Origin of the sequence: Streptomyces sp. N50 (assembly GCF_033335955.1) — a bacterium.
Lineage (GTDB): Bacteria > Actinomycetota > Actinomycetes > Streptomycetales > Streptomycetaceae > Streptomyces.
In genome coordinates this window covers 1,791,909-1,816,643 of sequence record NZ_CP137549.1, presented here as the reverse complement: position 1 = coordinate 1,816,643, position 24,735 = coordinate 1,791,909, and the positions used below count along the sequence as shown (strand labels likewise).

22 protein-coding genes and 2 pseudogenes are annotated in these 24,735 nt (G+C 69.4%); 11 read left to right on the top strand and 13 right to left on the bottom strand.

Annotated elements, in window-relative coordinates:
* Positions 1–51 precede the first annotated feature (51 nt).
* Both R2B38_RS07750 and R2B38_RS07745 read left to right on the top strand, forming a co-directional pair.
* Positions 52–1,260 carry an MFS transporter gene (locus R2B38_RS07750; protein ID WP_318015549.1) on the top strand — a complete coding sequence of 403 codons (1,209 nt, stop codon included), beginning with the start codon at positions 52–54 and terminating at the stop codon, positions 1,258–1,260.
* 150 nt (positions 1,261–1,410) lie between these two features.
* Positions 1,411–4,071, top strand: a complete 2,661-nt coding sequence (locus R2B38_RS07745; protein WP_318015548.1) for a glycosyl hydrolase — start codon at positions 1,411–1,413, stop codon at positions 4,069–4,071.
* Positions 4,072–4,111: 40 nt separating this feature from the next.
* On the opposite strand, the gene R2B38_RS07740 is transcribed toward R2B38_RS07745, so the two are convergent.
* Entirely contained in the window at positions 4,112–4,453 is a 342-nt protein-coding gene (locus R2B38_RS07740) for an acetyl-CoA synthetase (protein ID WP_318015547.1), read from the bottom strand.
* A 19-nt stretch (positions 4,454–4,472) separates the two neighbouring features.
* On the opposite strand from R2B38_RS07740, the gene R2B38_RS07735 reads away from it, so the two are divergent.
* Positions 4,473–4,601, top strand: a complete 129-nt coding sequence (locus tag R2B38_RS07735; RefSeq protein WP_318015546.1) for a hypothetical protein — start codon at positions 4,473–4,475, stop codon at positions 4,599–4,601.
* Positions 4,602–4,790: 189 nt separating this feature from the next.
* Positions 4,791–5,741, top strand: a complete 951-nt coding sequence (locus R2B38_RS07730) for a MerR family transcriptional regulator (RefSeq protein WP_318015545.1) — start codon at positions 4,791–4,793, stop codon at positions 5,739–5,741.
* 72 nt (positions 5,742–5,813) lie between these two features.
* Here R2B38_RS07730 and R2B38_RS07725 read toward each other — a convergent pair.
* The 3 genes and pseudogenes from R2B38_RS07725 to R2B38_RS07715 form a co-directional block, all read right to left on the bottom strand.
* Positions 5,814–7,501: pseudogene (locus R2B38_RS07725) on the bottom strand (rhamnogalacturonan lyase B N-terminal domain-containing protein).
* 93 nt (positions 7,502–7,594) lie between these two features.
* Positions 7,595–8,452, bottom strand: a complete 858-nt coding sequence (locus R2B38_RS07720; protein ID WP_318015544.1) for a hypothetical protein — start codon at positions 8,450–8,452, stop codon at positions 7,595–7,597.
* Positions 8,449–9,015, bottom strand: coding sequence for a SigE family RNA polymerase sigma factor (locus R2B38_RS07715; protein WP_019060605.1), 567 nt, complete (start codon positions 9,013–9,015; stop codon positions 8,449–8,451). The genes R2B38_RS07720 and R2B38_RS07715 overlap by 4 nt, the downstream gene beginning before the upstream one ends.
* A gap of 267 nt (positions 9,016–9,282) precedes the next feature.
* Between R2B38_RS07715 and R2B38_RS07710 the strand changes: the two genes are divergently transcribed.
* Complete coding sequence (locus tag R2B38_RS07710) at positions 9,283–10,734, top strand: NCS2 family permease (protein ID WP_318015543.1); 1,452 nt, start codon at positions 9,283–9,285, stop codon at positions 10,732–10,734.
* Between the two features lie 75 nt (positions 10,735–10,809).
* On the opposite strand, the gene R2B38_RS07705 is transcribed toward R2B38_RS07710, so the two are convergent.
* The 3 genes from R2B38_RS07705 to R2B38_RS07695 all read right to left on the bottom strand — a co-directional run bounded on the left by R2B38_RS07705 (position 10,810) and on the right by R2B38_RS07695 (position 13,639).
* Complete coding sequence (locus R2B38_RS07705) at positions 10,810–12,267, bottom strand: peptidoglycan D,D-transpeptidase FtsI family protein (protein ID WP_318015542.1); 1,458 nt, start codon at positions 12,265–12,267, stop codon at positions 10,810–10,812.
* Positions 12,268–12,391: 124 nt separating this feature from the next.
* Positions 12,392–12,862, bottom strand: a complete 471-nt coding sequence (locus R2B38_RS07700) for a GNAT family N-acetyltransferase (RefSeq protein ID WP_318015541.1) — start codon at positions 12,860–12,862, stop codon at positions 12,392–12,394.
* A 3-nt stretch (positions 12,863–12,865) separates the two neighbouring features.
* Entirely contained in the window at positions 12,866–13,639 is a 774-nt protein-coding gene (locus R2B38_RS07695) for an IclR family transcriptional regulator (protein ID WP_033283195.1), read from the bottom strand.
* Between the two features lie 133 nt (positions 13,640–13,772).
* Between R2B38_RS07695 and R2B38_RS07690 the strand changes: the two genes are divergently transcribed.
* Positions 13,773–15,302, top strand: a complete 1,530-nt coding sequence (locus R2B38_RS07690) for an aldehyde dehydrogenase (NADP(+)) (protein ID WP_318015540.1) — start codon at positions 13,773–13,775, stop codon at positions 15,300–15,302.
* A gap of 129 nt (positions 15,303–15,431) precedes the next feature.
* The gene (locus R2B38_RS07685) at positions 15,432–16,040 is read left to right on the top strand and encodes a DUF1349 domain-containing protein (protein WP_318015539.1); all 609 of its coding nucleotides are present in this window, start codon (positions 15,432–15,434) and stop codon (positions 16,038–16,040) included.
* Here R2B38_RS07685 and R2B38_RS07680 read toward each other — a convergent pair.
* Entirely contained in the window at positions 16,006–17,370 is a 1,365-nt protein-coding gene (locus tag R2B38_RS07680; RefSeq protein WP_318015538.1) for an MFS transporter, read from the bottom strand. The two genes, R2B38_RS07685 and R2B38_RS07680, sit on opposite strands and share 35 nt — an antisense overlap.
* Positions 17,371–17,440: 70 nt before the next feature.
* Here R2B38_RS07680 and R2B38_RS07675 point away from each other — a divergent pair, with 70 nt between their 5' ends.
* From R2B38_RS07675 to R2B38_RS07660, 4 genes are all read left to right on the top strand, one after another.
* Positions 17,441–18,436, top strand: coding sequence for a GlxA family transcriptional regulator (locus tag R2B38_RS07675; RefSeq protein WP_318015537.1), 996 nt, complete (start codon positions 17,441–17,443; stop codon positions 18,434–18,436).
* On the top strand, positions 18,433–18,924 hold the full coding sequence (locus R2B38_RS07670; protein WP_318015536.1) for a GNAT family N-acetyltransferase: 492 nt from the start codon (positions 18,433–18,435) through the stop codon (positions 18,922–18,924). The genes R2B38_RS07675 and R2B38_RS07670 overlap by 4 nt, the downstream gene beginning before the upstream one ends.
* A gap of 77 nt (positions 18,925–19,001) precedes the next feature.
* On the top strand, positions 19,002–19,730 hold the full coding sequence (locus R2B38_RS07665) for a DsbA family oxidoreductase (RefSeq protein ID WP_318015535.1): 729 nt from the start codon (positions 19,002–19,004) through the stop codon (positions 19,728–19,730).
* Between the two features lie 96 nt (positions 19,731–19,826).
* The gene (locus R2B38_RS07660) at positions 19,827–20,876 is read left to right on the top strand and encodes an aminotransferase class V-fold PLP-dependent enzyme (protein WP_318015534.1); all 1,050 of its coding nucleotides are present in this window, start codon (positions 19,827–19,829) and stop codon (positions 20,874–20,876) included.
* Between the two features lie 51 nt (positions 20,877–20,927).
* Here the strand turns inward: R2B38_RS07660 and thpD are convergent, their stop codons facing one another.
* The 5 genes and pseudogenes from thpD to R2B38_RS07635 form a co-directional block, all read right to left on the bottom strand.
* The gene (gene thpD, locus R2B38_RS07655; RefSeq protein WP_318015533.1) at positions 20,928–21,827 is read right to left on the bottom strand and encodes an ectoine hydroxylase; all 900 of its coding nucleotides are present in this window, start codon (positions 21,825–21,827) and stop codon (positions 20,928–20,930) included.
* 5 nt (positions 21,828–21,832) lie between these two features.
* Positions 21,833–22,237: an ectoine synthase gene (locus R2B38_RS07650; RefSeq protein WP_033283204.1), complete on the bottom strand. Its 405-nt coding sequence runs from the start codon at positions 22,235–22,237 to the stop codon at positions 21,833–21,835.
* Between the two features lie 54 nt (positions 22,238–22,291).
* Complete coding sequence (ectB, locus tag R2B38_RS07645) at positions 22,292–23,563, bottom strand: diaminobutyrate--2-oxoglutarate transaminase (RefSeq protein WP_318015532.1); 1,272 nt, start codon at positions 23,561–23,563, stop codon at positions 22,292–22,294.
* A 52-nt stretch (positions 23,564–23,615) separates the two neighbouring features.
* Complete coding sequence (ectA, locus tag R2B38_RS07640) at positions 23,616–24,122, bottom strand: diaminobutyrate acetyltransferase (RefSeq protein ID WP_033283206.1); 507 nt, start codon at positions 24,120–24,122, stop codon at positions 23,616–23,618.
* Positions 24,123–24,400: 278 nt separating this feature from the next.
* Positions 24,401–24,702, bottom strand: a pseudogene (locus tag R2B38_RS07635) (DUF664 domain-containing protein).
* Positions 24,703–24,735 lie beyond the last annotated feature (33 nt).

The window sequence follows — 24,735 nt, the reverse complement described above, 5'->3', positions numbered from 1 at the left end:
CTCCTCACACTTCCTCACGGCGCACGCCCGCTTCTCGGGGATCCTGTACCCGTGACCGACCCCAGCACCGCCCCCCGGCCGACCGGACCCCGCCCCGCGTGGCTGACCCGCAACGTCAAGGTGCTGTGCGGGGTGTCCTTTCTGCAGGACGCGGCCAGTGAGCTCCTCTATCCGATCCTGCCGATCTTCCTGACCGTGGTGCTGGGCGCCCCGCCCGCCGTCGTGGGTGCGATCGAGGGGCTCGCCGAGGGCGCGGCGTCGATCACCAAGGTGGCCGCCGGGCGCCTCGCGGACCGGTTCGACCGCCGTCCCCTGATCGGCGTCGGCTACGGCCTGGCCGCGGTGGGCAAGCTGTTGATCGCGCTGGCGACCGTCTGGCCGCTGGTGCTCCTGGCCCGCGTCACCGACCGGCTCGGCAAGGGCATGCGCGGGGCGCCGCGCGACGCCCTGCTCGTCGAGGGCGTACCGCAGGGGCAGCGCGGCAGGGTGTTCGGGCTGCACCGGGCCGCCGACACCGCCGGCGCGGTGGTCGGCCCGCTCGTGGGGCTCGTCCTGTACGAGGCGCTCGACCACCGGCTGCGCCCGCTGTTCTGGGTCGCCGTGATCCCCGCCGTCGCGTCGGTCGCGCTGGTCGCCGCCGTCCGCGACCCCCGAGCCGGAAGGGCGGGCAGCTCCTCGACGCGGCCCGCCCGCACACCCTGGAGGTCGCTGCCGCGCCCCTACTGGCGGGTTCTCGGGGTGCTGCTCGCCTTCAACCTGGTCAACTTCCCCGACGCGCTGCTGTTGTTGCGCGCCCACGACCTGGGCCTCCCGACGGCCGGGGTGGTGGGCGCGTACGCCGTCTACAACCTCGTCTACGCCACCCTGTCCTACCCCGCCGGGGCGCTGTCCGACCGCTTGCCGCGCCCGCTGGTCTTCGCCGCCGGCCTGCTCTTCTTCGCGATCGGCTATCTGGGCCTCGGCCTGATCCACAGCTCCTGGGCGGTGTTCGTGGTCCTGCCGCTCTACGGCGGTTTCGCGGCCTGTACCGACGGCGTCGGCAAAGCCTGGATCTCCACGCTCGTCCCCGACCGCCAACAGGGCACCGCGCAGGGCCTGTTCCAGGGCGCGACCGGCGCCGCCGTGCTCCTCGCGGGCGTGTGGGCCGGGCTCGCCTGGGGCACCGACGGCAACCTTCCGCTGCTGGTCTCCGGGGGCATCGCACTGGTCCTCGCAGGTGTGCTGCCGGTCATGGCCCGTGCGCGGACCGCCGCTCCCTGATCCGGGGCCCCTGAGGTAGGGAACCGGTCGGCTTCCAGCCATGTGTAGTGACAGGTTCTGGTCAAGGACTGTCCAAATGCCGGACTCCTCCTGTCACCGGTGGTCGGGTCGTCCCCGACGGCTGTATCCGTGCCCGCTCGGGAGGACCTGGTGTCAGTACCTGCCCGCAAGAGACGTTGGTTCACGATCTGTGCCATCACCGCATCCGCCGCACTCGTGGCGATACCCGCCGGCGCCGCGCCCGGCTCGGGCGGCACCCCCTTCGGGGTCCGCGCACTGGCTCAACTGGCCGCCGAACGAGGGCAGTCGGTGGGCGCGGTCAGCCCGAAAGCCAAGGCCGACGACGACGGCGGTGACGACGGCAACGAGGCCGACGAGATAGCCGAGGGCGCCGACCAGTACGCCGAGGCCCGCACCTCGCCCGGCATCGTCGCACCGGGCGCGTACGGCGCCGCCTGGACGAGCCTGACCAACCTGCCCGGCACCGGCGGCAGTTGGCGCGACATCACCGACCTGCCGTACAACTCCGACGACCCGCGCTACCGCGACTACGACTCCAACTCCAGTGGCGGCTCGGGCAATGTCACCGGCCGGATGGCCGCGATGGCCGCCGCCGACGACGGGTACGTCTACGCCGGCAGCGCGGGAGGCGGAGTGTGGCGCTCGCACACCGGAGGCGGTCACTGGCAGCCCATCAGCGACGCGCTGTCCTCGCAGTCCACCGGCGCGCTCGCGCTGGACGGCGCCGGGCGGCTGTGGCTGGGCACGGGCGAGGCGACGACCAACGCGGACGCGTATCTCGGCAGCGGCGTCTACGTCCTGACGAACCCCCGTCACGGCACGTTCTCCACCCGCAGCCGGGTCGGCGGCGACGAGCTGGAGTCCACCACCATCCACGAACTGCGCTTCGGCGGCGGCAAGGTGTGGGCGGCGACCAGCGAGGGAGTGTGGAGCCACTCCACGAAGCGGCTCAGCGGCGCCTGGAAGCTGGAGTTCGCGCCCAACCCGGCCTATCTGCCGGGCGGTTCACTCGCGAACGACGACTCGGCCGCGTACAAGAACATCGCCAACGACATCGCGATCGACCCGAAGGACCCCTCCAAGGTGGTCCTCGCCGTCGGCTGGCGCAGCGGTGACGACTACAACGGCTTCTACACCAAGGGCGCGGACGGCACCTGGACGCGGATCACCAGCGGCCTCGGCGACCTGCCGGCCGACGCCGACAACGTCGGCAACGTCACCTTCGCCCGTTCCGCCGACGGCTCGCGCTACTACGCCATCGACCAGTCCCCGGAGCAGCTCAACACCAACCCGGACAGCGGCCTGGAAGGCATCTACGTCTCCAAGTCCGGCTCTCCCACGGGCCCTTGGACGAAGATCGCCGACTACAAGGGCCTGGCAGCCGACGGCTCGGCGCTCACCTCCAGCGGCTACATGCCCGGCGTACAGGCCTGGTACAACCAGTTCCTGACCGTAGACCCGGCGAACGCGGAGCACGTCTACGCGGGCCTGGAGGAGGTCTACGAGACCAAGGACGGCGGCACCGACTGGTCCACGGTCGGCCCGTACTGGAACTTCGGCTTCCCCTGCTGGAGCATCGACCCCACCAAGCAGACCGGCGACTGCAGCCCCACCACCCACTCCGACCAGCACGGCGTCGCGATCGGCAGCTACCACGGAAAGAGCTTCGTCTACGTCGGCAACGACGGCGGCGTCTACAAGCGCCCGCTGAACGGCTCCCAGGACGCCTCCGGGCACGCCACCGACTGGACCTCGCTCAACGACGGCACCATCGACACCCTCCAGTACTACTCGGTGGGCATCGGCAAGGACCTGACCTACGGCGGGGTCTCCGTCATCGGCGGCCTCCAGGACAACGGCCAGTCCATCCTGCGCAGCAACGACAAGGTCATGGGGTCCAACTTCGGCGGTGACGGCGGAGACACCCTCACCGACCCGGCCAACGGCTGCGACATCGCCGAGGAGTACGTCTACCTCGCCATCCAGGTGACCCAGAACTGCGCGGTGAACGACGGGAGTTGGGTCACCGACCCCAGCAAGATCACGTCGTACGGCGTCGCCCCCGCCGACAACGCCACCGGTGAGGCCCGCTTCATCGCCCCGATCACGGCCGACATGAAGAACAGCTCGACCTGGATCGCGGGCGGCCGGCACATCTGGGTGCAGACCCACGGCTACGCCATCCGCAGCGGCGACGAGTGGACCAGCGTGTACGACCTCGGCGCCGGGCGTACCGCGACCGCCGTCGCGGCCTCGGGCGGCAAGGTGTACGCGGCCTGGTGCGGCCCCTGCAACAACCAAGGCTTCGCCCGCGGCATCTCCGTCGGCAACGCGGACGGCACCGGCTGGCACGACATCGCCCTGCCGAGCACAGGCGCGGACGGCACCGTGCCCAACCGCTACCTCGCCGGTTTCGCCGTCGACCCCAAGAACGCCGACCACGTCTACCTCGCGGTCAACGGCTTCTCCCGGCACTGGACCGAGGGCCCCGGCGCCGGCGTCGGCCACGTCTTCGAGTCCACCGACGGCGGCACCACCTGGAAGGACATCTCGAAGAACCTCCCCGACGTCCCGACGAACTCCGCGGTCGTCACCGCGAACGGCGGCCTCGCCGTCGCCACCGACCTGGGCGTCGTCTACCGCGCGCCGGGCCGTACGAGCTGGCAGCGCGTCGGGAACCTCCCGGCCGTCGCCGTACTCCAGTTGAAGCTGAGCCCGGACGGCCGGACGCTCTACGCGGCCACCCACGGCCGCGGCATCTACACGATCGACGTGCGCAACCTCCGCTGACACAGAGGTAGTTGGAGGGGTGGTCCCGGGTTGCCCGGGGTCACCCCTGCGTCGTGTACGGCACCACGCTCACGCGCAGGGTGAAGGCGACCCGCGCCGCGCCGGCCACGTCCGGTGCCTTCGCCGACGCGGTGACCTCGGCCTCACCGCCCCTCGCCCCCGCACACCGCAGCGAGGCGTGGGCCGTACCGTCCGTGTCCGCCCGCCATCCGGACGCGAGGACGAACGCCGGCGCGGAACTCCGCACGGCCGTCCACCGCTTGTCGTCCGGGCGAGGCCGCAGGACGAGCGACACCACGGTCCCGGGCCGCACACAGAGCCGCCGTACGACCGCGTCGCCAGGGCTGACGGTGACCTCCGTGTGCCCGGCGGCACAGTTCACCGGCGAAGCGGAGGAACTGGTGGCCGACGCCGACGGGCTTCCCCCGGTCGGCACTCCCGATGTGTGCGTCGACGCACCGGCCGACGGCCGCGTCGAACCGCTGCTCTCCGACGGCCCTCCCACCGATCCACCACCCTCCGACGTGTGACACCCCGCCAGGACGACCACCACGGCGACCATCCATCCCCCGGCCCACCACCGCATCCCAGCACCTCCCGGCCCGCGCGTAGGACCACCAGCATGCCCCGGCGACGCCGACGCATCCCCCTCCTGAACCGCCGACTCCTTCACGAGGGGGCTTGAGTCTCCCGTAGGGGGAGACGTAAAGGTGGGCGGCATGGACGGCGACACGCTCTACTCGATCGGTGAACTCGCTCGGCGGACCGGGCTCACGGTCAAGACGGTGCGGTTCTACTCCGATCGCGGAATCGTGGCGCCGACGGACCGCAGCCCGGCCGGCTACCGCCTGTACGGCATCGACGCCGTCGCACGCCTGGACCTCGTAAGGACCCTGCGCGAGCTGGGACTTGACCTCTCCACGATCCGCGGGGTCGTGGACCGAGAGCTCTCGCTGCCCGAGGTCGCCGCGGCGCACGCCGAAGCGCTGGCGGTGCAGATCCGCGTCCTGCGACTGCGGCACGCGGTGCTGACGGCGGTGGCCGAGCGCGGGTCCACACCTGAGGAGACGGAACTCATGCACCGGTTGGCCCAGCTCTCCGAGGACGAACGCCGTTGTCTGATCGGCGAGTTCCTCGACGCCGTCTTCGGCGGACCTGACGTGGCCCCCGCGTTCGCCGGGGTCATGCGCTCGATGACCCCCGAACTGCCCGACAACCCGGAAGCCGAACAGGTGCAGGCGTGGGTGGAGTTGGCCGAACTGTCCCTGGACCTGGAATTCCGTGCCTCCGTACGGCGGTTGGCCGAGGAGCAGGCGGCCGAGCAGGCCCGGAGCGGCACGGCGGTCCCGCGTCGCGACATCGCCGCAGCCGTTCGTGACCAGACCGCCCCGGCCCTGGCCGCCGACATCGACCCGGCCTCACCTCAGGCCGATCCGTTCGTCGCGTCGTTCACGGCGCTCTACGCCCAGCTCCTCGGCCGTCCCGACGACACTGAGCTCCGCCACCGGCTGGCGACCCGGCTGGAGAGGGTCAACGACCCCCGCAGGGAGCGATATCTCCAGCTGCTCGCGGTGGTCAACGGCTGGACGGCACCGGAGAGCCTGGCTCCCGCCCTGGACTGGTCCGTCCAGGCTCTGCGTGTCCGGACGCCCGGACACACGAGTCCCTGAGCTCCAGGGAACAACGCAACGCCCCCGCCGGTCGTCACCGGCAGGGGCGTTGCTCTGCTGCCCGAGGGGGGCTCAGGTCAGCAGGTCCATGCAGTCGAACGACGTGCCCGGGCTGAGGAAGCCCGACCCCGTCGAACCACTGACGACTTCGATCTTCAGGACGTTGTACTGCGTCGCGTCCGAACTCCACGCACTGGAAGGGACGTTGAAAACGAACGTGTGGTTGTTTCCGCGGTAGGAACCCGTGGTGAGATCGCGTGTCGAGGGTTGGGTGGGAGGGGTGGGGTGGGGATCGCCGAGACCCAGTCGTTCACGGTGACTTGGGGGCGGGCGTTGATGTACGCCGTCGTCACCCCGACCCGCAGCGTGTGCGCCGCGGCAGCCTGGGCCGCGGTCAGCTTGAAGTGGACCAGTACCCCGTTGTTGACGTCCTTCCAGATGTACGCCGGGAAGGTCGCGGCCTCGCTTCCGCTGCCGATCGTGACGTTGCCGGTCCACTTGGAGGCGCGGGCGTCGGAAGGGTGGGCGTACGTCATCAGGGCGGCGTTCTTGAACTCCCCAGGTGTGCCGTCCCAGTCGCCGAGTCGCCACACGGTCGACGCGGTGGACGGGTCACCCGTGATGCTCAGGGTGTGCAAGGACGTGGTACCGCCCGCCGTCACCTCCACCGACCCTGTGTGGACGGCCAGTTCGCCCTTGAAGACGGTCAGCGTGTACGTCCCCGGGAGCATCCCCTTGCAGGAGAACGCGCCGGTGCCGGACGCCGCCTTCGCCCAGTACTGCGCGTCCGCGTTGGAAAAGCCCACCGTGTAGGGGTAGTCGGCGTCCATGCCCTTCAGGCCGACCCCCGCCACCTTGCCCCGGCCCGCCTTGCCGACCCAACCCGTGATGCCCAGCGAGTCCGCCCAGGAGGTGTCGAGATTCGCCGCGAAGAGGGAGGCGGACGGGGTACCGCCGTCCGTGAAGGCGACCACGAACGGGCCCTGCAGACCGAAGCGTTCGGGCTCCGTCTGGGCCTCGTTGTAGTGCAGGATCTCGTACAGACCGGCCCCGCCCTCGTTCGAGTGGCGGAGCAGGGATCGGTAGAAGGGGCCGCCGGACGCCTTCTCGTGGTTGGAGCGGACCAGATACAGGCCGACCGAGCCCGTCGTGAAACCGACGTGGTCGTAGTCGATGGTCCGCTTGCCCGAGTAGTGCTTCGAGCGGGTCGTGCCGTCCGGGTGCTTCCAGACGTCGCCGGCCTCGATGATCGTGTCGGTGGTCGAATCCCACGCGTCCGAACCGGAGTTGGGGAACACCCCGGGCTTCACGCGGACGATGTACCGCGTCGCGGTGAAGGAGGCGTCCGCCTTGTTCGTCCACAGGTAGACGTTGTTCTCGCCGCTGCGGGCCGCGTACCACTGGGTGATCGCGCCGTGCGCGACCTTCACCAGGATCGTCGAGCCCGATTGTTTGATCGTGACCGTCGAGGCGCCCAGCCCTGACTCGACATGCGAGTGCATGCCGCCGTAGCCCTCGTACTCCTTGCCCTTGTAGGCGAGGGACGTGATGTCACCCGTCGACTTGGAGACCTTGAGGACGAGTGAACCACCCGTGGTGATCACGTAGTTGGAACCGTCGTCGGTGTAGCCGAAGGCGGCGGCGCTGGCGGACGAGAGGAGGCCGGTGCCGCCCGCGACGGCCGCGCCGGTGGCGGCGACACCGATCGCGGAGGCCCCGAGCACCCGCCTGCGGGTGAGGTGTTTCTTGTGCGTGCTCAAGCGACTTGCTCCGTGTGACTCCGTGCGAGAGGAACCTTGCGCTTCCTTGTCGTCACCGGTGGAGAAAGGGTTGCCGCCCGCTTGAGATTCTTCCTACGACTTCTGCGCCGCGAAGTCGCCCTTCACCGCGAGCTGCTGGCCGGCCGCCGTGCCCGCCGCCGAGTAGCTGTCGTCCTTGGCGTCCCGGCCGCCGCGCTCGTGGTTGTACTGCCCGGCGAAGACCCAGTCCCCGACCGCGACCGTACGGCCCTCCTTGAGCACCCACGTGTAGACCAGGAAGCCGTCCTGCTCCGTCACCGTCTGCGTGAAGTCCTGCTCGGGCAGCGAGCGCCAGGCGCCCGCGGAGGTGACCCCGCCGGTCTCCTTGACCTTCAACTGGACGGTGAGCGCGGTGAGTTGCTTGGTCGTCTTCAGGGTGACGTCGCTCTGCGCCCAGAAGTCGTTGCTGCCCGGGTCGATCGAACCGTCCGACCAGAGCGGGCCGTCCTGGGTGCCGGAGGCGGCCGGCAGCACGGGGGGCGCGGAGGGCGACGCGGTCGTGGGGGCGGTCGGGGAGGTGCTCGCCTTGGGGGTGCTGTGTGTGGTGCCCGATCCCGAACTCGGCTTCGGGGCAACCGGTTTGACCGGCGTACGGCTCGTCGCGTCCGGCGATGGCGTGGGGGTCGGTGTCGGTGAGACGGACACCGTCTGCTCGGCGGGGGTGTTGTTCTTCACCGCGGACGCGACCGCGTAGCCGCCGATCGCGAGGACGCTCGCCACCGCGGCCGTGGCGCTGACGACCCGCACCCAGCCGAACACGGGCGGCCGGGTGGCCCGGTGGTCGGGGCGGGACTGCGCGGCCATACCGCGTTCGAGCCGGGCGAGGATGCGGGAGCGGTCGGGTTCGTGTCCCTCGGCCGCCTCGTGCAGCCGGGCGATCAACTCGTCGTCGCGCACGTCCTGGTGCCTCATCGGGTCCTCCCTCCACTCTCGCCGCCGCGTGCCAGCGCCGCGTGCATCCGCAGCGGAGGGCTCTGCGGGCCGAGCAGACGCTGCAGCTCGGCCATGCCCTTCGACGTCTGGCTCTTAACCGTACCGACGGAAACACCGAGGGCGAGCGCGGTGTCCTTCTCCGACAGGTCGAACGCGTGCCGCAGCACGACGCAGGCCCGCTTGCGGAACGGCAGCCTGCGCAGGGCCTCTTGGACGTCGACCACGCCGGCCACGTCCGGGTTCTCGGTCTTCTCCTCGCGCTGCGACCAGAACAGGGCGACCCGCCGCCGCTCACGCACCGCGCTGCGGATCCGGGTGCGGGCCAGGTTGGCGACGACCCCACGGGCGTAGGCCGCGGGATGGTCGGCGGCGCGCACCCGGTCCCAGCGGTGCCAGAGCGCGAGCAGCGCGTCGGCCGCGAGATCGTCGGCGGCGTCCGCCTCGCCTGTCAACAGGTGGGCGAGGCGGGACAGTTCGGCGTAGTGGCGCTCGAAGAAGGCGTGGAACTCCTCGGAGGCGGCGTCGTCGACGACTGTGCCCACGGCGGACCTCTCCTCGCTGCGGTTTGTGTGTGTCATGTAGATGACACGTGTTTGTTCGGGGGTGACCCCCGCGAGATCCGGAAGCGTAGCAGTGATCAACTGGCCGGTCTGGTACGGACCTTCGAACAGCGTCTGACAGGTCGACCACAGCCTGGCGGGCCGACCTCGATTCCGTAACACGGGGAAAACCTGAAACAGGTTCAACGCGGGAACAATCCAGCCAGCATCCGCGCACCGATGATCATTGAAGCCACGAGGAGTACCCGCATGTCCGAGTCACAGAAGGTGGCCGACCGGCCAAGTGCCGAACCACCGGCGACGAACGGTGTCGACCGGTTCTTCAAGATCTCCGAACGGGGATCCACCTTCGGCCGTGAGATCCGCGGCGGCTTCGCCACGTTCTTCACGATGGCCTACATCCTCGTCCTGAACCCGATCATCCTCGGCAGTGCCAAGGACAAGTTCGGGCACACTCTCGACACCGGTCAACTGGTCACCGCCACCGCCCTGGTGGCCTGCGTGATGACGGTCATCATGGGCGTCGGCGGCAACCTGCCGCTCGCCATCGCCGCGGGCCTCGGCCTCAACGCCGTCGTCGCCTTCCAGCTGGCGCCGCTGATGAGCTGGCCCGACGCGATGGGTCTCGTCGTCATCGAGGGCGTCCTGATCTGCGTGCTGGTCCTCACCGGGCTGCGCGAGGCGATCATGAACGCGATCCCGCAACAGCTCAAGCAGGCCATCGGCGTCGGCATCGGCCTGTTCATCGCGTTCATCGGCTTCGTCGACGCCGGCTTCGTCAGTCGTATACCGGACGCCGCCGAGACCACGGTGCCCGTGCAGCTCGGCGCCGTCGGTCATCTCACCGGCTGGCCCGTTCTGGTCTTCTGTCTCGGTGTCCTGCTCACCATCGCGCTGTTCGCCCGCAAGGTGAAGGGCGCGATCCTGATCAGCATCGTCACGATGACCGTCCTCGCGATCATCATCAACTCCGTTGCCGACATCAAGAGTTGGGGCCTGATGACCCCCAAGGTGCCGGACAAGATCGTGGCCGCGCCCGACTTCGGACTCATCGGCCACTTCAGCCTGTTCGGCGCGTTCGGCGAGACCAGCGCGATCACAGTCGTCCTGCTGATCTTCACGCTGATCCTGTCGGACTTCTTCGACGCGATGGGCACGATCGTCGGTATCAGCGCGGAGGCCGGTCTCCTGGACGAGGAGGGGCAGGTGCCGAACATCGGGCGCGTCCTGTTCATCGACGGGGCCGCTGCTGTCGCCGGCGGGCTCGGGTCCGCGTCCTCCAACACCGCCTACATCGAGTCGGCGTCCGGGGTCGGGGAGGGGTCTCGGACCGGGTTCTCGAATCTGATCACCGGTGGGTTGTTCGGGCTTGCGCTGTTCCTTACGCCGTTGCTGACGATCGTGCCGTTGCAGGCGGCCGCGCCCGCGCTGATCGCCGTGGGGTTCCTGATGATGACCCACGTCAAGCACATCGACTGGGACAAGTACGAGATCGCGATTCCGGCGTTCCTGACCATCGCCGCGATGCCGTTCACGTACTCGATCACTGACGGGATCGGGGCCGGGTTCATCTCCTACGTCGTGATCAAGGCGGTGCTGGGTAAGGCGAAGGAGGTCAACTGGTTGTTGTGGGGGGTGTCCGCGCTGTTCCTGGTGTACTTCGCTATTGACCCCGTTGAGCAGATTCTGGGTGTGAAGTAGGAGTAGGGGGCGCTGCGCGGTCGGCTTGCGGCCGTCTGTGGCTGGTCGCGCAGTTCCCCGCGCCCCTTAGCCTCGTCACTGCAAGGCCGCTTTCATCATCGCCTTGGCCACGGGGGCCGCCAAACCGTTGCCGCTGATCTCCGACCTTGCCGCGTCCGACTGCTCGACGACCACCGCCACCGCGATCTGCTTGCCCGTCGAGTCGGACTTGCCGTAGGACGTGAACCAGGCGTACGGCGACTGGTCGTTGTTCTCGCCGTGCTGGGCCGTGCCGGTCTTGCCGCCCACCGTCACGCCCGCGATCTCGGCGTTCGTGCCGGTGCCGTCCGTGATGACCGTCTGCATCGCCGACTGGAGTTGCTGGGCGGTGCGTGAGCTGACGATCTGGGTCGTCGTCGTGTTGTCGTCGTAGTTGTGGACCACGTCTCCGCCGCTGTCGGTGGTCTCGGACACCATGTGCGGGGAGACCAGCTTGCCGTCGTTGGCTATGGCTGCGGACACCATGGCCATCTGGAGCGGGGTGGCCGTCACGTCGTACTGGCCGATGCCGGTCAGGGCGGTGGAGGACTTGTTCATGTTGGACGGGTACACGCTGGCGTACGCCCGCACCGGGATGTCCAGCTTGTCGTCGTTGAAGCCGAACTTCTCGGCCATCGCCTTGACCTTGTCCTGGCCCAGGTCGACGGCCATCTTCGCGAACACGGTGTTGCACGAGTACTGGAGCGCGACCCGGATCGAGGCGTTCGTGCAGGGTGCGGAGGCGCTCTCGTTCGCCAGCTTCGTGACCGTGCCGGGCAGGGTGTACGGCGAGGGGCTCGTCGTCTTCTCGTCCACCGAGGAGTAGAGGCCGTCCTCAAGCGCGGCCGCCGCCACGACCAGTTTGAACGTCGAACCCGGCGGCAGCGGCTGGCGCAGCGCGCGGTTGGTGAGCGGCTTGTCGGAGTCCGCGGTGAGCTGCTTCCAGGCCGACGCGGCGGTGTCGGCGTCGGTCAGCGCCGAGGGGTCGTAGGACGGGGTCGAGACGACGGCGAGGATCTTGCCGGTCGTCGGATCGATCGCGACGGCAGCGCCCTTCTTGTCGCCGAGCGCGTCGTACGCCGCCTTCTGCACATCCGGGTCGATCGTCGTGACCACGTTGCCCGGGGCGGCCCGCTCGCCGGTGACCGTGTCCATGACCGTCTTCAGGCCGCTGTCCGTGCCGTCGAGGAGGTTCGCGTAGATCCCCTCCAACTGCGTCGGCGCGTAGCTCTGCGAGGCGTAGCCCGTCACCGCCGCGTACAACTTGCCGTCCGTGTACGTGCGTTTGTACGCGAGGTCGCTGTCGTCACCCGTCCGGGCCGAGCCGGTGATCGCGTTCCCGGCCACGATGATGTTCCCGAGCGGGTCCGCGTACGTCTCGATCGCGTTCCGCCGGTTGTCCTTGTCGTCCGCGAGTGCCTGGCCGTCGTAGAACTGCACCCAGGTCGCCCGCACCAGGAGGGCGAGCACGAGGAGCAGTACGAAGACGGAGGTGCGCCTGATCGTCTTGTTCATCCCGCTCTGAAGACGATCGGACGGGAACGAATCGTTCCCTTACATCGCTTTTCTCATCGAGCGCTCATGAACTCAGCGGTCAGTCATGAACTCAGCGGTCAGTCATGAACGCAGCTGTCAGTCATCAGCTCAGCGTCAGCACCAGCTCGTCGATCTCCTCGCCCCGCGCGTTCGCGAACCCCCGGTCCTGGCCGGTGACGACGAACCCGCACTTCTCCAGCACGCGCCGCGAGCCCGTGTTGTCGGCCGCCACGCGCGCGTGCAGCGGGCGCTCGGGCTCCTCGGCGAGCAGGTCGCGCAGCGCGGCCGTCGCGATGCCCTTGCCCCAGTAGGCGCGGTCGATCCAGTACGTCACCTCGCGCTCGCCCGGGTCGCCGTAGACCGCGGCGTTGCCCACGACGTCGCCGTCGGCGAGGATCGTGCGGTTCCGGACGCCGGGCAGGGCGCGGATGCGCTTCCAGTGGGCGTCGAAGGCGTCCCTGTCGGTCGGGTCCTTCGCGGTGAAGGCTGCCATCCTGACGGACTCGGGGTCGTTCGTCAGCCGGAAGAAGACCGGCAGATCACTGTCGTGGACCGGGCGGAGCGCGACGTCCATGGGTCAGAGCCTCCGGGTGGCGAGGGTCAGTCGGTCACGGGCGTCGAACAGGGCGTCCTTGACCATCTGTTCGTGGGCGGGGGTGAGCCGCGCCACCGGCACCGAGCAGCTGATCGCGTCCCGCGCGGGGGTGCGGTACGGGATCGCGACCCCGAAGCAGCGCAGGCCCAGCGTGTTCTCCTCGCGGTCCACGGCGAAGCCCTGCTCGCGGACCTGGTGGAGTTCCTCGATGAGCTTCTCGCGGTCGGTGATCGTGTGCTCGGTGAGCGCGGGCAGCGTCTCCGGGAGCATCTTGCGGACCTGCTCGTCGGAGTACGTGCTCAGCAGCGCCTTGCCCAGCGAGGTCGAGTGCGCGGGGAGGCGGCGGCCGACGCGGGTGAAGGGCCGTAGGTAGTGCTGCGACTGGCGCGTGGCCAGGTAGACCACGTTCGTGCCGTCGAGGCGGGCGAGGTGGATGGTCTCCGTGGTGTCGTCCGAGAGCCGGTCCAGTGTGGGGCGGGCCGCCGCCACGACCTCGTCGCCGTCGATGTAGGAGGTGCCCACCAGCAGCGCCCGTACGCCGATGCCGTACCGCGTGCCCGTCGCGTCCGTCTCCACCCAGCCCAGCTCCACCAACGTGCGCAGCAGCATGTAGAGACTGGACTTGGGATATCCGACGGCCTCCTGGACCGACGCGAGGGAGTGCATACCGGGCCGGCCGGCGAAGTATTCGAGCAGCTCCACCGTCCGCACCGCGGACTTGACCTGTGCCCCGCCGCCTGTCTCGCCTGCCGACATCGCCCTTGACCCCTTCGTTCGACGGGAAATAGTCTCCGAGAGCATATTCATCATCAGAGACAGCGTTCAGCATATCGAACGACCCTGGTGAATGACCCAGAACTGCGGCATTACATGTGTGGAGGGACCCGCGGTGGCAGCAGCACCAGTCTGGAGTGTCGACCCCCGAACCGGGAAGCAGCGTGAGCAGGTTGCGGTGGAGGCCACAGCCCAGGAGGTGGACACCGCCGTCCGCGCCGCGCACGCGGCACGGGGTTCGCTCGCCGACCGTACCGTCCGCGCCGCCTTCCTGCGCGGCGCCGCCGACCAGCTCGAAGCCGCCAAGAACCAGCTGGTCGAGGTCGCCGACGCGGAGACCGCGCTCGGCCCGGTCCGGCTGAACGGCGAACTGGCCCGCACCTGCTACCAGTTGAGGGCCTTCGCGGACATCGTCGACGAGGGCGCCTTCCTCGACGTGGTGATCAACCACCCCGACGACACGGCCACCCCGCCGATCCCGGACCTGCGCCGCTACAAGGTGCCGCTGGGTGTCGTCGCCGTCTACTCGGCCTCCAACTTCCCCTTCGCCTTCTCCGTCCCCGGCGGCGACACCGCGAGCGCGCTCGCCGCGGGCTGCCCGGTCGTCGTCAAGGCGCACCCCGACCACCCCGGCCTGTCCGAGCTGGTCGCGAGCGTGCTGCGCCGGGCCGCCGCCGAGCAGGGCATCCCGGCCGGTGTCCTCGGCCTGGTCCACGGCTTCGAGGCGGGCGTCGAGCTCGTCAAGCACCCGCTGGTCTCGGCGGCCGGGTTCACCGGTTCCGTACGCGGCGGTCGCGCGTTGTTCGACGCGGCGGCGGCGCGACCGGTCCCGATCCCGTTCCACGGCGAACTGGGCTCCCTCAACCCGGTAGTTGTGACCGAGGCCGCTGCGGCCGAGCGGGCCGAGGCGATCGGTACGGGGCTCGCCGGTTCGATGACGTTGGGCGTCGGGCAGTTCTGTGTGAAGCCGGGGCTTGTGCTGGTGCCGTCCGGCTCCGCGGGGGACGGGCTGGTCAAGTCCCTTACGGATGCCGTCAGTGACACGGACTCCGGGGTGCTGCTGGATCACCGGATGCGGGACAACTTCCTCGCGGGTGTCTCCGAGCGGGCTCAACTTGCCGATGTGGAGTCGCCGGTGACGCCGGGGGCGGGGAGTGAGCACACGGTCAGTCCCGGGTTCCTCACGGTGCCGGCGGAGAAGCTGGCGGCCGAGGGGGCGTACGACCTGCTCCTCGAAGAGTGCTTCGGGCCGGTCACCGTGGTGGCCCGCTATGACGATGACGCGCAGGCGAACGCCGTGTTGTCGCGACTGCCCGGGAATCTTACGGCGACGGTTCATCTGTCGGCGGAGGAGGCGGCCGGGGAGGGGCGGGGGTCGGAGATCCTTGCGGAGCTCACTCCGTTGGCCGGGCGGGTGTTGGTCAATGCGTGGCCTACGGGGGTTGCGGTGGCGCCGGCTCAGCATCACGGGGGGCCTTACCCGGCTACGACCTCTACCTCAACTTCGGTTGGGGGTACGGCTATTGAGCGGTGGCTGCGGCCGGTTGCTTACCAGAACACGCCTGAAGCGTTGCTGCCGTTGGAGTTGCGGGACGAGAATCCGCAGGGGTTGCCTCGGCGTTATGACGGGCATCTGGAGCGGTAGCGCCGTTGGGGTGTGGTGGTTTTCGGGCTGACCGTCCGTTGTGGCTGGTCGCGCCCACGCGGCGGAGCCGCACATCGATACAGCCCCGCGCCCCTAAAGGCGTTCCCCTTGGCCTGAGATGATGAGCTTATGGACGTAGAGCTTTCCGAACTGCCTTTTCCCCTCCGTACTTACGGGCCCGACGGGCATTGGTCCTACGAGGACGGTGTGCTCACGGGGTGGGCTGGACCCCGTCAGGATCGGTTCGTGCCGCCGACCGGGGAAGGGCTGGACCCCGCCTCCGATGCGCCCCGTCTTCTCGGGGCGCCTCACGGGGACTTTCAGCTCATCGCCCGGGTGACCGTCGGGTTCGCGGGGTCCTTTGACGCCGGGGTGCTCTACGTCCATGTCGGGGAACGGGCCTGGGCCAAGCTCTGCCTGGAGTACTCGCCCGATGTGCCCACCGTCTGCACGGTGGTGACCCGGGGGCACTCGGACGACGCCAACTCCTTCACCGTGGACGGGAGTTCGGTGTGGCTGCGGGTCAGTCGGACCGGGCGGGCCTTCGCCTTCCACGCTTCCCGTGACGGTGAGCGTTGGATATTCATCCGGCTTTTCACCCTCGGTGACGAGAAGGAGACGGACGCCGCGCTGGTCGGGTTCATGACGCAGTCGCCGATGGGGGAGGGGTGTGTCGTGACGTACGACCACCTTGAGTTCAGGCCTAGTTGGCCGGACGACCTGAGAGACGGAAGCTGAGGAAGGCCGTTGCCGCGAAGAGGGTCGCGCTGATCGCGAGGCTCTCTCGCAGGCCGGTTGTGAAGTCGTCGGAGACCAGTACTCCGAAGACGGCGATGCCCAGGCCGCCTGCCACCTGGCGTGCGGAGTTGAGTACGCCCGCCGCCAAGCCCGCTCGCTCCGCCGTCACCGCGTCCATCATCACCGCCGTCAGCGGCGGGACCGTCAGGGCGCAGCCCAGGGCCATCGGTACGAGGAGTACGGCCACCAGGAGCGGGGGCGTGCCCGCGTCGACGTACAGCAGGACGAGTGCGCCCAGCGCGGCCAGCAACTGGCCTGCCAGCATGGGGAGTCGGGCGCCGTAGCGGGCCGTCAGTTTGCCCGCCACGATGTTCGTCACCGGGATCAGACCGGTCATCGGCAGGAACATCAGCCCGGCGTACAACGCCGAACGGCCCTGCACCTGTTGGAAGAAGAGCGCGAAGACGAAGGTCAGGCCGAAGAAGGCGACGCTGCACGCCGCGCCCGTCACGACCGCCACCGACACCGTCCGGCTGCGGAACAGGGTGAGTGGCACCACCGGGTGCGACTGGCGCTGTTCGATGCGGATGAAGGCCGCGCCCGCGAGGATCGCGACGAGTGCGGCCACAAGTCCTGTGGTTCCGCGCTCTATCACCGCGAACGTCGCCGCTGTCAGGGCGATCACCGCTGTCAGCTGGCCGGGGAGGTCCAGGGGTGCGGGGCGGCGCTCCGAGCGGGGGGACCGGAGCAGGAGCATCAGCGCCGTCGCGCCCAGGGGCAGGTTGATGAAGAAGATGCCCCGCCAGTCCCAGGCCGTCGTGAGTGCGCCGCCCGCCACCGGGCCCAGGGCCACCGCCACCGAGCCGCCCGCGGCCCAAGTCGCCACCGCCCGGGCCCTCTTGGCGGGTTCGGCGTAGGCCTGCCGTACGAGGGACAGGGAGGCCGGGAGGACCACGGCGGCCGCCACGCCCTGGAGCGCGCGGGCGCCGATCAGGGCGGGCAGGTTCGGGGCCAGGCCGCAGGCCGCCGAGGCCAGGGTGAAGACCGTGATGCCGATCGCGTACGCACGGGTCGCCCCGGCGCGGTCCGAGAAGGCGCCGGTGGACAGCATCAGCGCGGCGAAGGACAGCGTGTACGCGTCGACCACCCACTGGAGTCCCGACATCCCGCCGCCCAGCGCGGTCCCGATCGACGGGAGTGCCACGTTCACCACGGACGCGTCGAGGGTGATGAGCGCGAAGCCGAGGAGGGCGGCGGTGAGGGTGAGTGTGGGGGAGGGAGGGGTCAAGTTGCCGGTGCGGGGGGCTAGTTGGGCGGTGGGTGTTGTCATGTCCTCATGGTGCGGGCGGGCGGCGCCGTACAGTAGTGGCCGGAATGCCATACGTCCGGAGGTTCTGGCCATGATCCAGCCCAGCCGTCCCCGTCGGGTCGCCGTCGTCGCGGCGACACCTGTCTCGATGTTCAACCTGGCCATCCCGGAGCTGCTGTTCGAACGGGTCGAGGTCGAGGGGGAGCGGGGCTACGAGACGGTCATCTGCGCTCCGGAGCCGGGGCCCGTGCCCACCACGGGTGGCCTCGACCTCCATGTGCGGGAGGGGCTCGACGTCGTACGGGACGCGGACATGGTGCTCGTCGTGGGGACCGGGCACCGGTACACGCCCGACCCGCGCACGGTGAGCGCCCTGCGCGAGGCCGCCGCCGCGGGCAAGCGCATCGCGTCCATCTGCAGCGGCGCGTTCGCCCTGGCCGAGGCCGGGCTGCTGGACGGGCGCCGGGCCACGACCTATTGGAACCAGGCCGAGGAGATGCGCAGGCGCTATCCGGAGGTCGACCTCACCGGCGACGTCCTCTACGTCCAGGACGGCCAGTTCCTGACCGCGTCCGGGTACGCCGCCGGTATCGACCTCTGCCTGCACATCATCCGCACCGACTACGGCGCCGCCGTCGCCAACGAGGTCGCCCGGCTCGCCCTCGTCGCGCCCGTACGGCCGGGCGGGCAGACCCAGTTCACGCAGACCCCGCTGCCGCCCGAGCGCGGTGTCGCCTGCGCGGACACCCGGGGCTGGGCCATGCGCAACCTCGACAAGCCGCTCACCCTCACCGACCTGGCCCGGCACGCGGGTGTCAGTGTGCGGACCCTCACCCGCCGGTTCCACGCGGAGAGCGGGGTGAGTCCCTTGCAGTGGCTGCTCCACCAGCGCGTCGAGCGGGCCAGGGAACTGCTGGAGACCACCAGCCTCCCCATGGACCAGGTCGCCCGCGCCTGCGGCCTGGGCACGGCGGACTCCCTGCGCGGGCACATCGTCCGCCGCACCGGGCTCACGCCGAGCGCGTACCGGGCGCAGTTCAGCCGTCTGGGAACCGGAGCGGCGGAGTTCACGTCATCGGTTGCATGATCAGTGACCGAGTCAGTGGAACCCGGGTGATCCGCACGGCCCTGCCCGCGGAGGCGGAGAGCGTCGCCGCGCTGCACGCGCGGGCCCGGGCGACGTACTACCCCGACGGCGTCCCGGAGGACGGGCGGGACTGGCTCGCCGCCTGGCGCGGAGTCATCGAGCGGCCCGACGCCCAGGTGCTGTGCGTGGTCGAGAGCGGCCGTATCGTCGCCGTCGCCTCCTTCCGTGTCCCGGAGGGCGGGTCGCCGGACACGGTCGCGCTGTACCAGTTCCATGTCGACCCCGATCAGTGGCGCTCCGGCCTCGGTACGGCTCTGCACGCGGCCTGTGTCGAGCAGTGGCGGGCCGACGGGCGGCGGGCCGCCGTACTCGATGTGCATGTCGACAACGAGCGGGCGCAGAGCTTCTACGTCCGTCAGGGGTGGGTCGCCGAGCCGGGCGACGGCGGTCACCATCTGGGGATGCGGCTGGTCGTGGCGGGGGAATGAAGCGAGGTGCTTGAACGTTCACGGGGGAGACAGAGAACGTGTGTCTCCCACCCGTACGTCCTGGAAAGAGCCGAAGAATGCGCGTCGAGATCTGGTCGGACATCGCCTGCCCGTGGTGCTACGTGGGCAAGGCCCGCTTCGAGAAGGCGCTCGACGCGTTCCCGCACCGTGACGGCGTCGAGGTCGTGCACCGGTCCTTCGAGCTGGACCCGGGGCGCGCCAAGGGCGACACCCAGCCCGTGATCAAGATGCTCACCAAGAAGTACGGCATGAGCGAGGCGCAGGCGCAGGCCGGTGAGGACAACCTGGGCGCGCAGGCCGCCGCCGAGGGGCTCGACTACCGCACCCGCGACCGCGACCACGGCAATACCTTCGACATGCACCGCCTCCTCCACTTCGCCAAGGCGCAGGGCCGCCAGGACGAGCTGATCCAGGCGATGTACAAGGCGAACTTCGCCGAGGAGCGGTCCGTGTTCGGCGACGACGATCGGCTCGTCGAGCTGGCCGCCGGTGCCGGGCTCGACGCCGAGGACGCCCGCAAGGTGCTGGCCGACCCGACCGCGTACGCCGACGACGTCCGCGCCGACGAGCGCGAGGCCGCGGAGCTCGGAGCGAACGGCGTCCCCTTCTTCGTCCTCGACCGCAAGTACGGCGTCTCCGGCGCCCAGCCCGCCGAGGTCTTCGCCCAGGCGCTGACCCAGGCGTGGGGCGAGCACTCCCCGCTGAAGCTGATCGACAGCGGGGCCGGCAGCGGTGGCGACGCCGAGGCATGCGGGCCCGACGGGTGTGCGGTACCGCAGGCCTGAAAGCCGCAGGTCAGCGCTGACTCATAAGCGTTGCTTAGAGGACTCACGCAAAAACGCGCAATGGACGAGGCCCGAACGGCACCGCAGAGTGGTGCCATGGAGACCTTCGAGAGCCTCGTCCGCGCCGAGTTCGCCCCGAAGAACACCTACCTCAACACGGCGAGCACCGGTCTGCTCCCGACCCGCACGGTCACGGCGATGCACACCGCCATCGAGGCCGCCGCGGTCGGCACGCCCACCGACATGTTCGACGACGTCGAGGCGTCCCGCGCCGCCTTCGCCCGGCTGACCCGCGTGCCGGTCGGCCGGGTCGCGGCCGGGGCCTCGGTCGCCGTCTACAGCGGACTGATCGCCTCCTCACTGCCCGCCGGGGCCGAAGTCCTCACCGCCGAGGCCGACTTCAGCTCCGTCGTGAACCCCTTCCACATGCGCGCCGACCTCAAGGTGCGCGCCGTCCCGCTGGAGCGGATCGCCGAATCGGTACGCCCCGGCACCGCGCTCGTCGCGGTCAGCGCCGCCCAGTCCGCCGACGGCCGGATCGCCGACCTGCCCGCGATCAGGGCGGCGGCACACGAACACGGGACGCGTACGTACGTCGACGCGTCGCAGGCGGCCGGCTGGCTCGACCTCGACGCGGACGCCTACGACTATGTCGCCGCCGTCGGCTTCAAGTGGCTCTTCTGCCCGCGCGGGGTCGCCTTCCTGGTCACCCCGGAGGACCTCGGCGGCCTCAACCCGATCTTCGCCGGGTGGGTCGCGGGCGAGGCCCCCTGGGACAGCTGCTACGGCCCGGTCGAGGAACTCGCCCACTCCGCCCGCCGGTTCGACGAGAGCCCGGCCCTCTTCTCCTACGCCGGTGCCCGCCAGTCGCTCGCGCTGCTGGAGGAATTGGGGGTCGATGTCGTACGGGCGCATGACCTGGCCCTCGCCGACCGGTTCCGCGCGGGGCTCGGCGCCCTCGGGCATGAACCGGTGGCGTCTCCCGGGTCACCGATCGTCTCCGTGCCCGGACTCGGCCGCAGGCAGGGCGAGTTGAGCGCGGCGGGGGTCGAAGTCTCCGACCGGGCGGGGAACTTGCGGGCGGCCTTCCATCTCTACAACACCCCAGGAGACGTGGACCGACTGCTGGATGCCCTTTCCGGGTGACACGGGGAAGGGCATCCAGCGGCGAAACTCACCTCACCACGGCGAAGAAGCTCACCTCACCGGGGTGAAGTCCCGTGCCCCGATGAACTCGGGCCGTCGTACCGGAGCCGCGAACGGCTCAACGGCCTTGTTCTCCACGCTGTTGAACACGATGAAGACGTTGCTGCGCGGGAACGGCGTGATGTTGTCGCCGGAGCCGTGCATGCAGTTGCAGTCGAACCAGGTCGCCGAACCGGCCCTGCCCGTGAACAACTTGATGCCGTACTCGGAGGCCATGCCGGTCAGCGCCTCGTCGGACGGGGTGCCCGCGTCCTGCATCTGGAGCGACTGGCGGTAGTTGTCCTCGGGGGTCGCGCCCGCGCAGCCGAGGAAGGTCCGGTGCGAGCCCGGCATGATCATGAGGCCGCCGTTGGTGTCGTGGTTCTCGGTGAGCGCGATCGACACCGACACGGTGCGCATGTTCGGCAGGCCGTCCTCGGCGTGCCAGGTCTCGAAGTCCGAGTGCCAGTAGAAGCCGCTCGCGCCGAAGCCGGGCTTCACGTTGATCCGGGACTGGTGGACGTACACGTCCGAGCCGAGGATCTGCCGGGCCCGCCCGACGACCCGCTCGTCGCGCACGAGCCGGGCGAACACCTCGCTGATCCGGTGCACCTCGAAGACGGATCGGATCTCCTTGGACTTCGACTCGACGATCGACCGCTCGTCGGCCCGGATCGCGGGATCGGCGACGAGCCGCTCCAACTCCCGCCGGTAGACGTCGACTTCGTCGTCCCGGAGCAGTTCCTGCATGGAGAGGAAGCCGTCGCGCTCGAACGCCTGGAGGTCACCGGTCGGGATGGGGCCCGGGGTGTCGGGGGAGCCCCAGACGACGGGGTCCTTGCGCGGGACGGACACCTCGGTGGTGCCGCGGCTGGGGTACAGGTCGGTGACGCTGGTGACGGTGGTCGTCATGGTCGTCACACCTCCTCGGGTTCGGTCAGCAGCGGGTAGACGCCGTTCTCGTCGTGGTCCTCCCGTCCGGTGACGGGCGGGTTGAAGACACAGATGCAGCGGAAGTCCTCCTTGATCCGCATCGTGTGCCGCTCGTGGCCGTCGAGGAGGTACATGGTCCCCGGCGTGATCGTGTACGTCTGCCCGGTCTCGTCGTCGGTGAGTTCGGCGTGGCCCTCGACGCAGACGACGGCCTCGATGTGGTTGGCGTACCACATCGACGTCTCGGTGCCCGCGTAGAGGACGGTCTCGTGCACCGAGAAACCGACCCGCTCCTTGGCGAGGACGATGCGCTTGCTCTCCCAGGTGCCGGACGCGGCCTTGATGTGCCGGTCGGTGCCTTCGAGTTCCTTGAACGAACGGACAATCACGGTGTGGTGACGCCTCCTTGACGTGGTGTCAGATGGTCGGGCCGGTCAGGTTGTTCAGACGGTCTCGCGTACGGCGCGGGCGAGGATGCTCAGCCCCTCGTCCAGCTCCTCGGGGGTGATGGTCAGGGCGGGGAGGAGTTTCACGACCTCGCTCTGCGGGCCCGACGTCTCGACGAGCAGGCCGAGTTCGAAGGCGCGGGCGCAGATCCGGCCGGCGCGCTCGGGGTCCTTGAACTCGATGCCCCAGACCAGTCCGCGGCCCCGGTACTCCTTGATGTCGGCGAGGTTCTCCTCGGTGATGGAGATCAGCCCCTGCTCGACCTGCTCCCCGCGGGCCCGGGTCTGCTTCTCCATCGCGGAACCGTCCGCCCAGTACGTCTCCAGGGCGGCGGTGGCGGTGACGAACGCCGGGTTGTTGCCGCGGAACGTGCCGTTGTGCTCGCCCGGCTCCCAGATGTCCAGCTCGGGCTTGAACAGGCACAGGGACATCGGAAGGCCGTAGCCGCTGATGGACTTGGAGACGGTGACGATGTCGGGCACGATCCCCGCCTCCTCGAAGGAGAAGAACGCGCCGGTGCGTCCGCAGCCCATCTGGATGTCGTCGACGATGAGGAGCATGTCCTGGCGCTCGCACAACTCGGCCAGCGCGCGCAGCCATTCGGGGCGGGCGACGTTGATGCCGCCCTCGCCCTGCACGGACTCGACGATCACGGCGGCGGGCTTGTTCAGGCCGGAGCCCTGGTCCTCCAGCAGCCGCTCGAACCACAGGAAGTCGGGGACCTTGCCGTCGAAGTAGTTGTCGAACGGCATCGGCGTCCCGTGCACCAGCGGGACACCGGCACCGGCCCGCTTGAAGGCGTTGCCGGTCACGGCGAGCGAGCCCAGCGACATCCCGTGGAAGGCGTTGGTGAAGGAGACGATGGCCTCCCGCCCCTTCACCTTCCGCGCCAACTTCAGTGCGGACTCGACGGCGTTGGTGCCGGTCGGGCCCGGGAACATCACCTTGTACGGCAGGTCGCGCGGGCGCAGAACCAGATCCTGGAAGGTCTGGAGGAAGGCGCGCTTGGCACCGGTCGACATGTCGAGGCCGTGGGTGACGCCGTCCCGCTCCAGGTAGTCGATCAACGCCCGTTTCAGAACAGGGTTGTTGTGCCCGTAGTTCAGCGAGCCGGCGCCCGCGAAGAAGTCGAGGTAGGCGTGGCCGTCCTCGTCGTACATACGGCTGCCCCGGGCCCGGTCGAAGACGGTGGGCCAGGCGCGGCAGTAGCTGCGGACCTCGGACTCCAGGGTCTCGAAGACGCTCAGATCGGGCTGGGTGATGGTCACGCGAATCGCTCCTCGGGGTGGGGGGTGAGGGGGGGGGAGGGCAACGGGGAGTTCAGAGGCTCAACGGGCCGATGCGGTACAGCACTTCGGGGTCGTGCGGGCCGTCCGGGAAGTCACCGGCCTCGAACAGGACCGTGCGCTCGACGACGGCGCCGTGGCGTTCGGCGTACGACGTGAAGAGGCGTTCGGACGCGGTGTTGCCGGGCGTGATCGTGGTCTCGATCGCGGTCACGCCGTACTCGTCCGCGACCCGCTCGGTCAGCCCGTCGAGCAGCCGTGCGGCCAGCCCGCGACCGCGCTGCGCGGCGTCGACGGCCACCTGCCACACGAGCAGCGTGCCCGGCCGGTCCGGCGGCACGTACCCGGTGACGAAGCCGACCGGCTCCCCGCGCTCGTCCCGCACGACGGCGGAGGTACCGGCGAAGTCCCGGCACCACAGGAGATAGCTGTACGACGAGTTCAGGTCGAGGGCGTTCGAGTCCTTGGCAATACGCCACAACGCGGCGCCGTCGGCCACCGTGGGGCGGTCGATGTGCAGGTCTGCTTGGGTGGCAGTCATGCGAATTGAATTTACCGAGGGAAATTCGAAATTGCATGGAGGGATGGGGTTACGTCTGAGGCGGTGCTGTGTTATCACGCGTGCGTAGGTGCAGTTTATGTACGGGTTTGACCGCCGTATAAGGTGCAAAAAGGGCGGCCTGTGTAACGGGTCACAAGGGTGTAACCCTCACGAGATCTACGCGAATTATTTGCGTTTGGGCGCACGGAAATCGGGCAGAAGAATATGGGAAGCTGCCCGTGAAGAAGGCGATAAAATTCCCGGGAATTACATCTGAATTAGGCTCCGGTGACGCCGTCGATGCTTTCCCGGAGGATGTCGGCGTGACCGTTGTGCCGCGCGTACTCCTCGACCAGATGAATCAGCACCCACCGCAGACTGACCTCGACCCCGGCACAGTGTTCATGCCCCCGCGCGATCTCCCGCCGCCACACGGCGAGCGCCTCGTCCATCCAGCGCCCGGGGCCTGCGTGTCATCCAGTCCGGCGCACTTCAACTCCAGCGTGGCGCGGTGAAAACCGAGCCAGCTTTCGAGCAGGGGGGTTCTGCGGCGGGTGCTGTGTAGCGAGGCCGGCAATATCCAGCCCGTCCGGCGTTTGAGGACGAGGCCCCT

What these genes read in the sequence shown, in the direction of transcription:
- R2B38_RS07730 (WP_318015545.1), top strand. Translation starts at nt 4,791, where the DNA reads ATGGACGGCGACACGCTCTACTCGATCGGTGAACTCGCTCGGCGGACC.
- R2B38_RS07720 (WP_318015544.1), bottom strand. Translation starts at nt 8,452, where the DNA reads ATGAGGCACCAGGACGTGCGCGACGACGAGTTGATCGCCCGGCTGCAC.
- R2B38_RS07710 (WP_318015543.1), top strand. Translation starts at nt 9,283, where the DNA reads ATGTCCGAGTCACAGAAGGTGGCCGACCGGCCAAGTGCCGAACCACCG.
- R2B38_RS07705 (WP_318015542.1), bottom strand. Translation starts at nt 12,267, where the DNA reads ATGAACAAGACGATCAGGCGCACCTCCGTCTTCGTACTGCTCCTCGTG.
- R2B38_RS07700 (WP_318015541.1), bottom strand. Translation starts at nt 12,862, where the DNA reads ATGGACGTCGCGCTCCGCCCGGTCCACGACAGTGATCTGCCGGTCTTC.
- R2B38_RS07695 (WP_033283195.1), bottom strand. Translation starts at nt 13,639, where the DNA reads ATGTCGGCAGGCGAGACAGGCGGCGGGGCACAGGTCAAGTCCGCGGTG.
- R2B38_RS07685 (WP_318015539.1), top strand. Translation starts at nt 15,432, where the DNA reads ATGGACGTAGAGCTTTCCGAACTGCCTTTTCCCCTCCGTACTTACGGG.
- R2B38_RS07680 (WP_318015538.1), bottom strand. Translation starts at nt 17,370, where the DNA reads ATGACAACACCCACCGCCCAACTAGCCCCCCGCACCGGCAACTTGACC.
- R2B38_RS07675 (WP_318015537.1), top strand. Translation starts at nt 17,441, where the DNA reads ATGATCCAGCCCAGCCGTCCCCGTCGGGTCGCCGTCGTCGCGGCGACA.
- R2B38_RS07670 (WP_318015536.1), top strand. Translation starts at nt 18,433, where the DNA reads ATGATCAGTGACCGAGTCAGTGGAACCCGGGTGATCCGCACGGCCCTG.
- R2B38_RS07665 (WP_318015535.1), top strand. Translation starts at nt 19,002, where the DNA reads ATGCGCGTCGAGATCTGGTCGGACATCGCCTGCCCGTGGTGCTACGTG.
- R2B38_RS07660 (WP_318015534.1), top strand. Translation starts at nt 19,827, where the DNA reads ATGGAGACCTTCGAGAGCCTCGTCCGCGCCGAGTTCGCCCCGAAGAAC.
- thpD (WP_318015533.1), bottom strand. Translation starts at nt 21,827, where the DNA reads ATGACGACCACCGTCACCAGCGTCACCGACCTGTACCCCAGCCGCGGC.
- ectA (WP_033283206.1), bottom strand. Translation starts at nt 24,122, where the DNA reads ATGACTGCCACCCAAGCAGACCTGCACATCGACCGCCCCACGGTGGCC.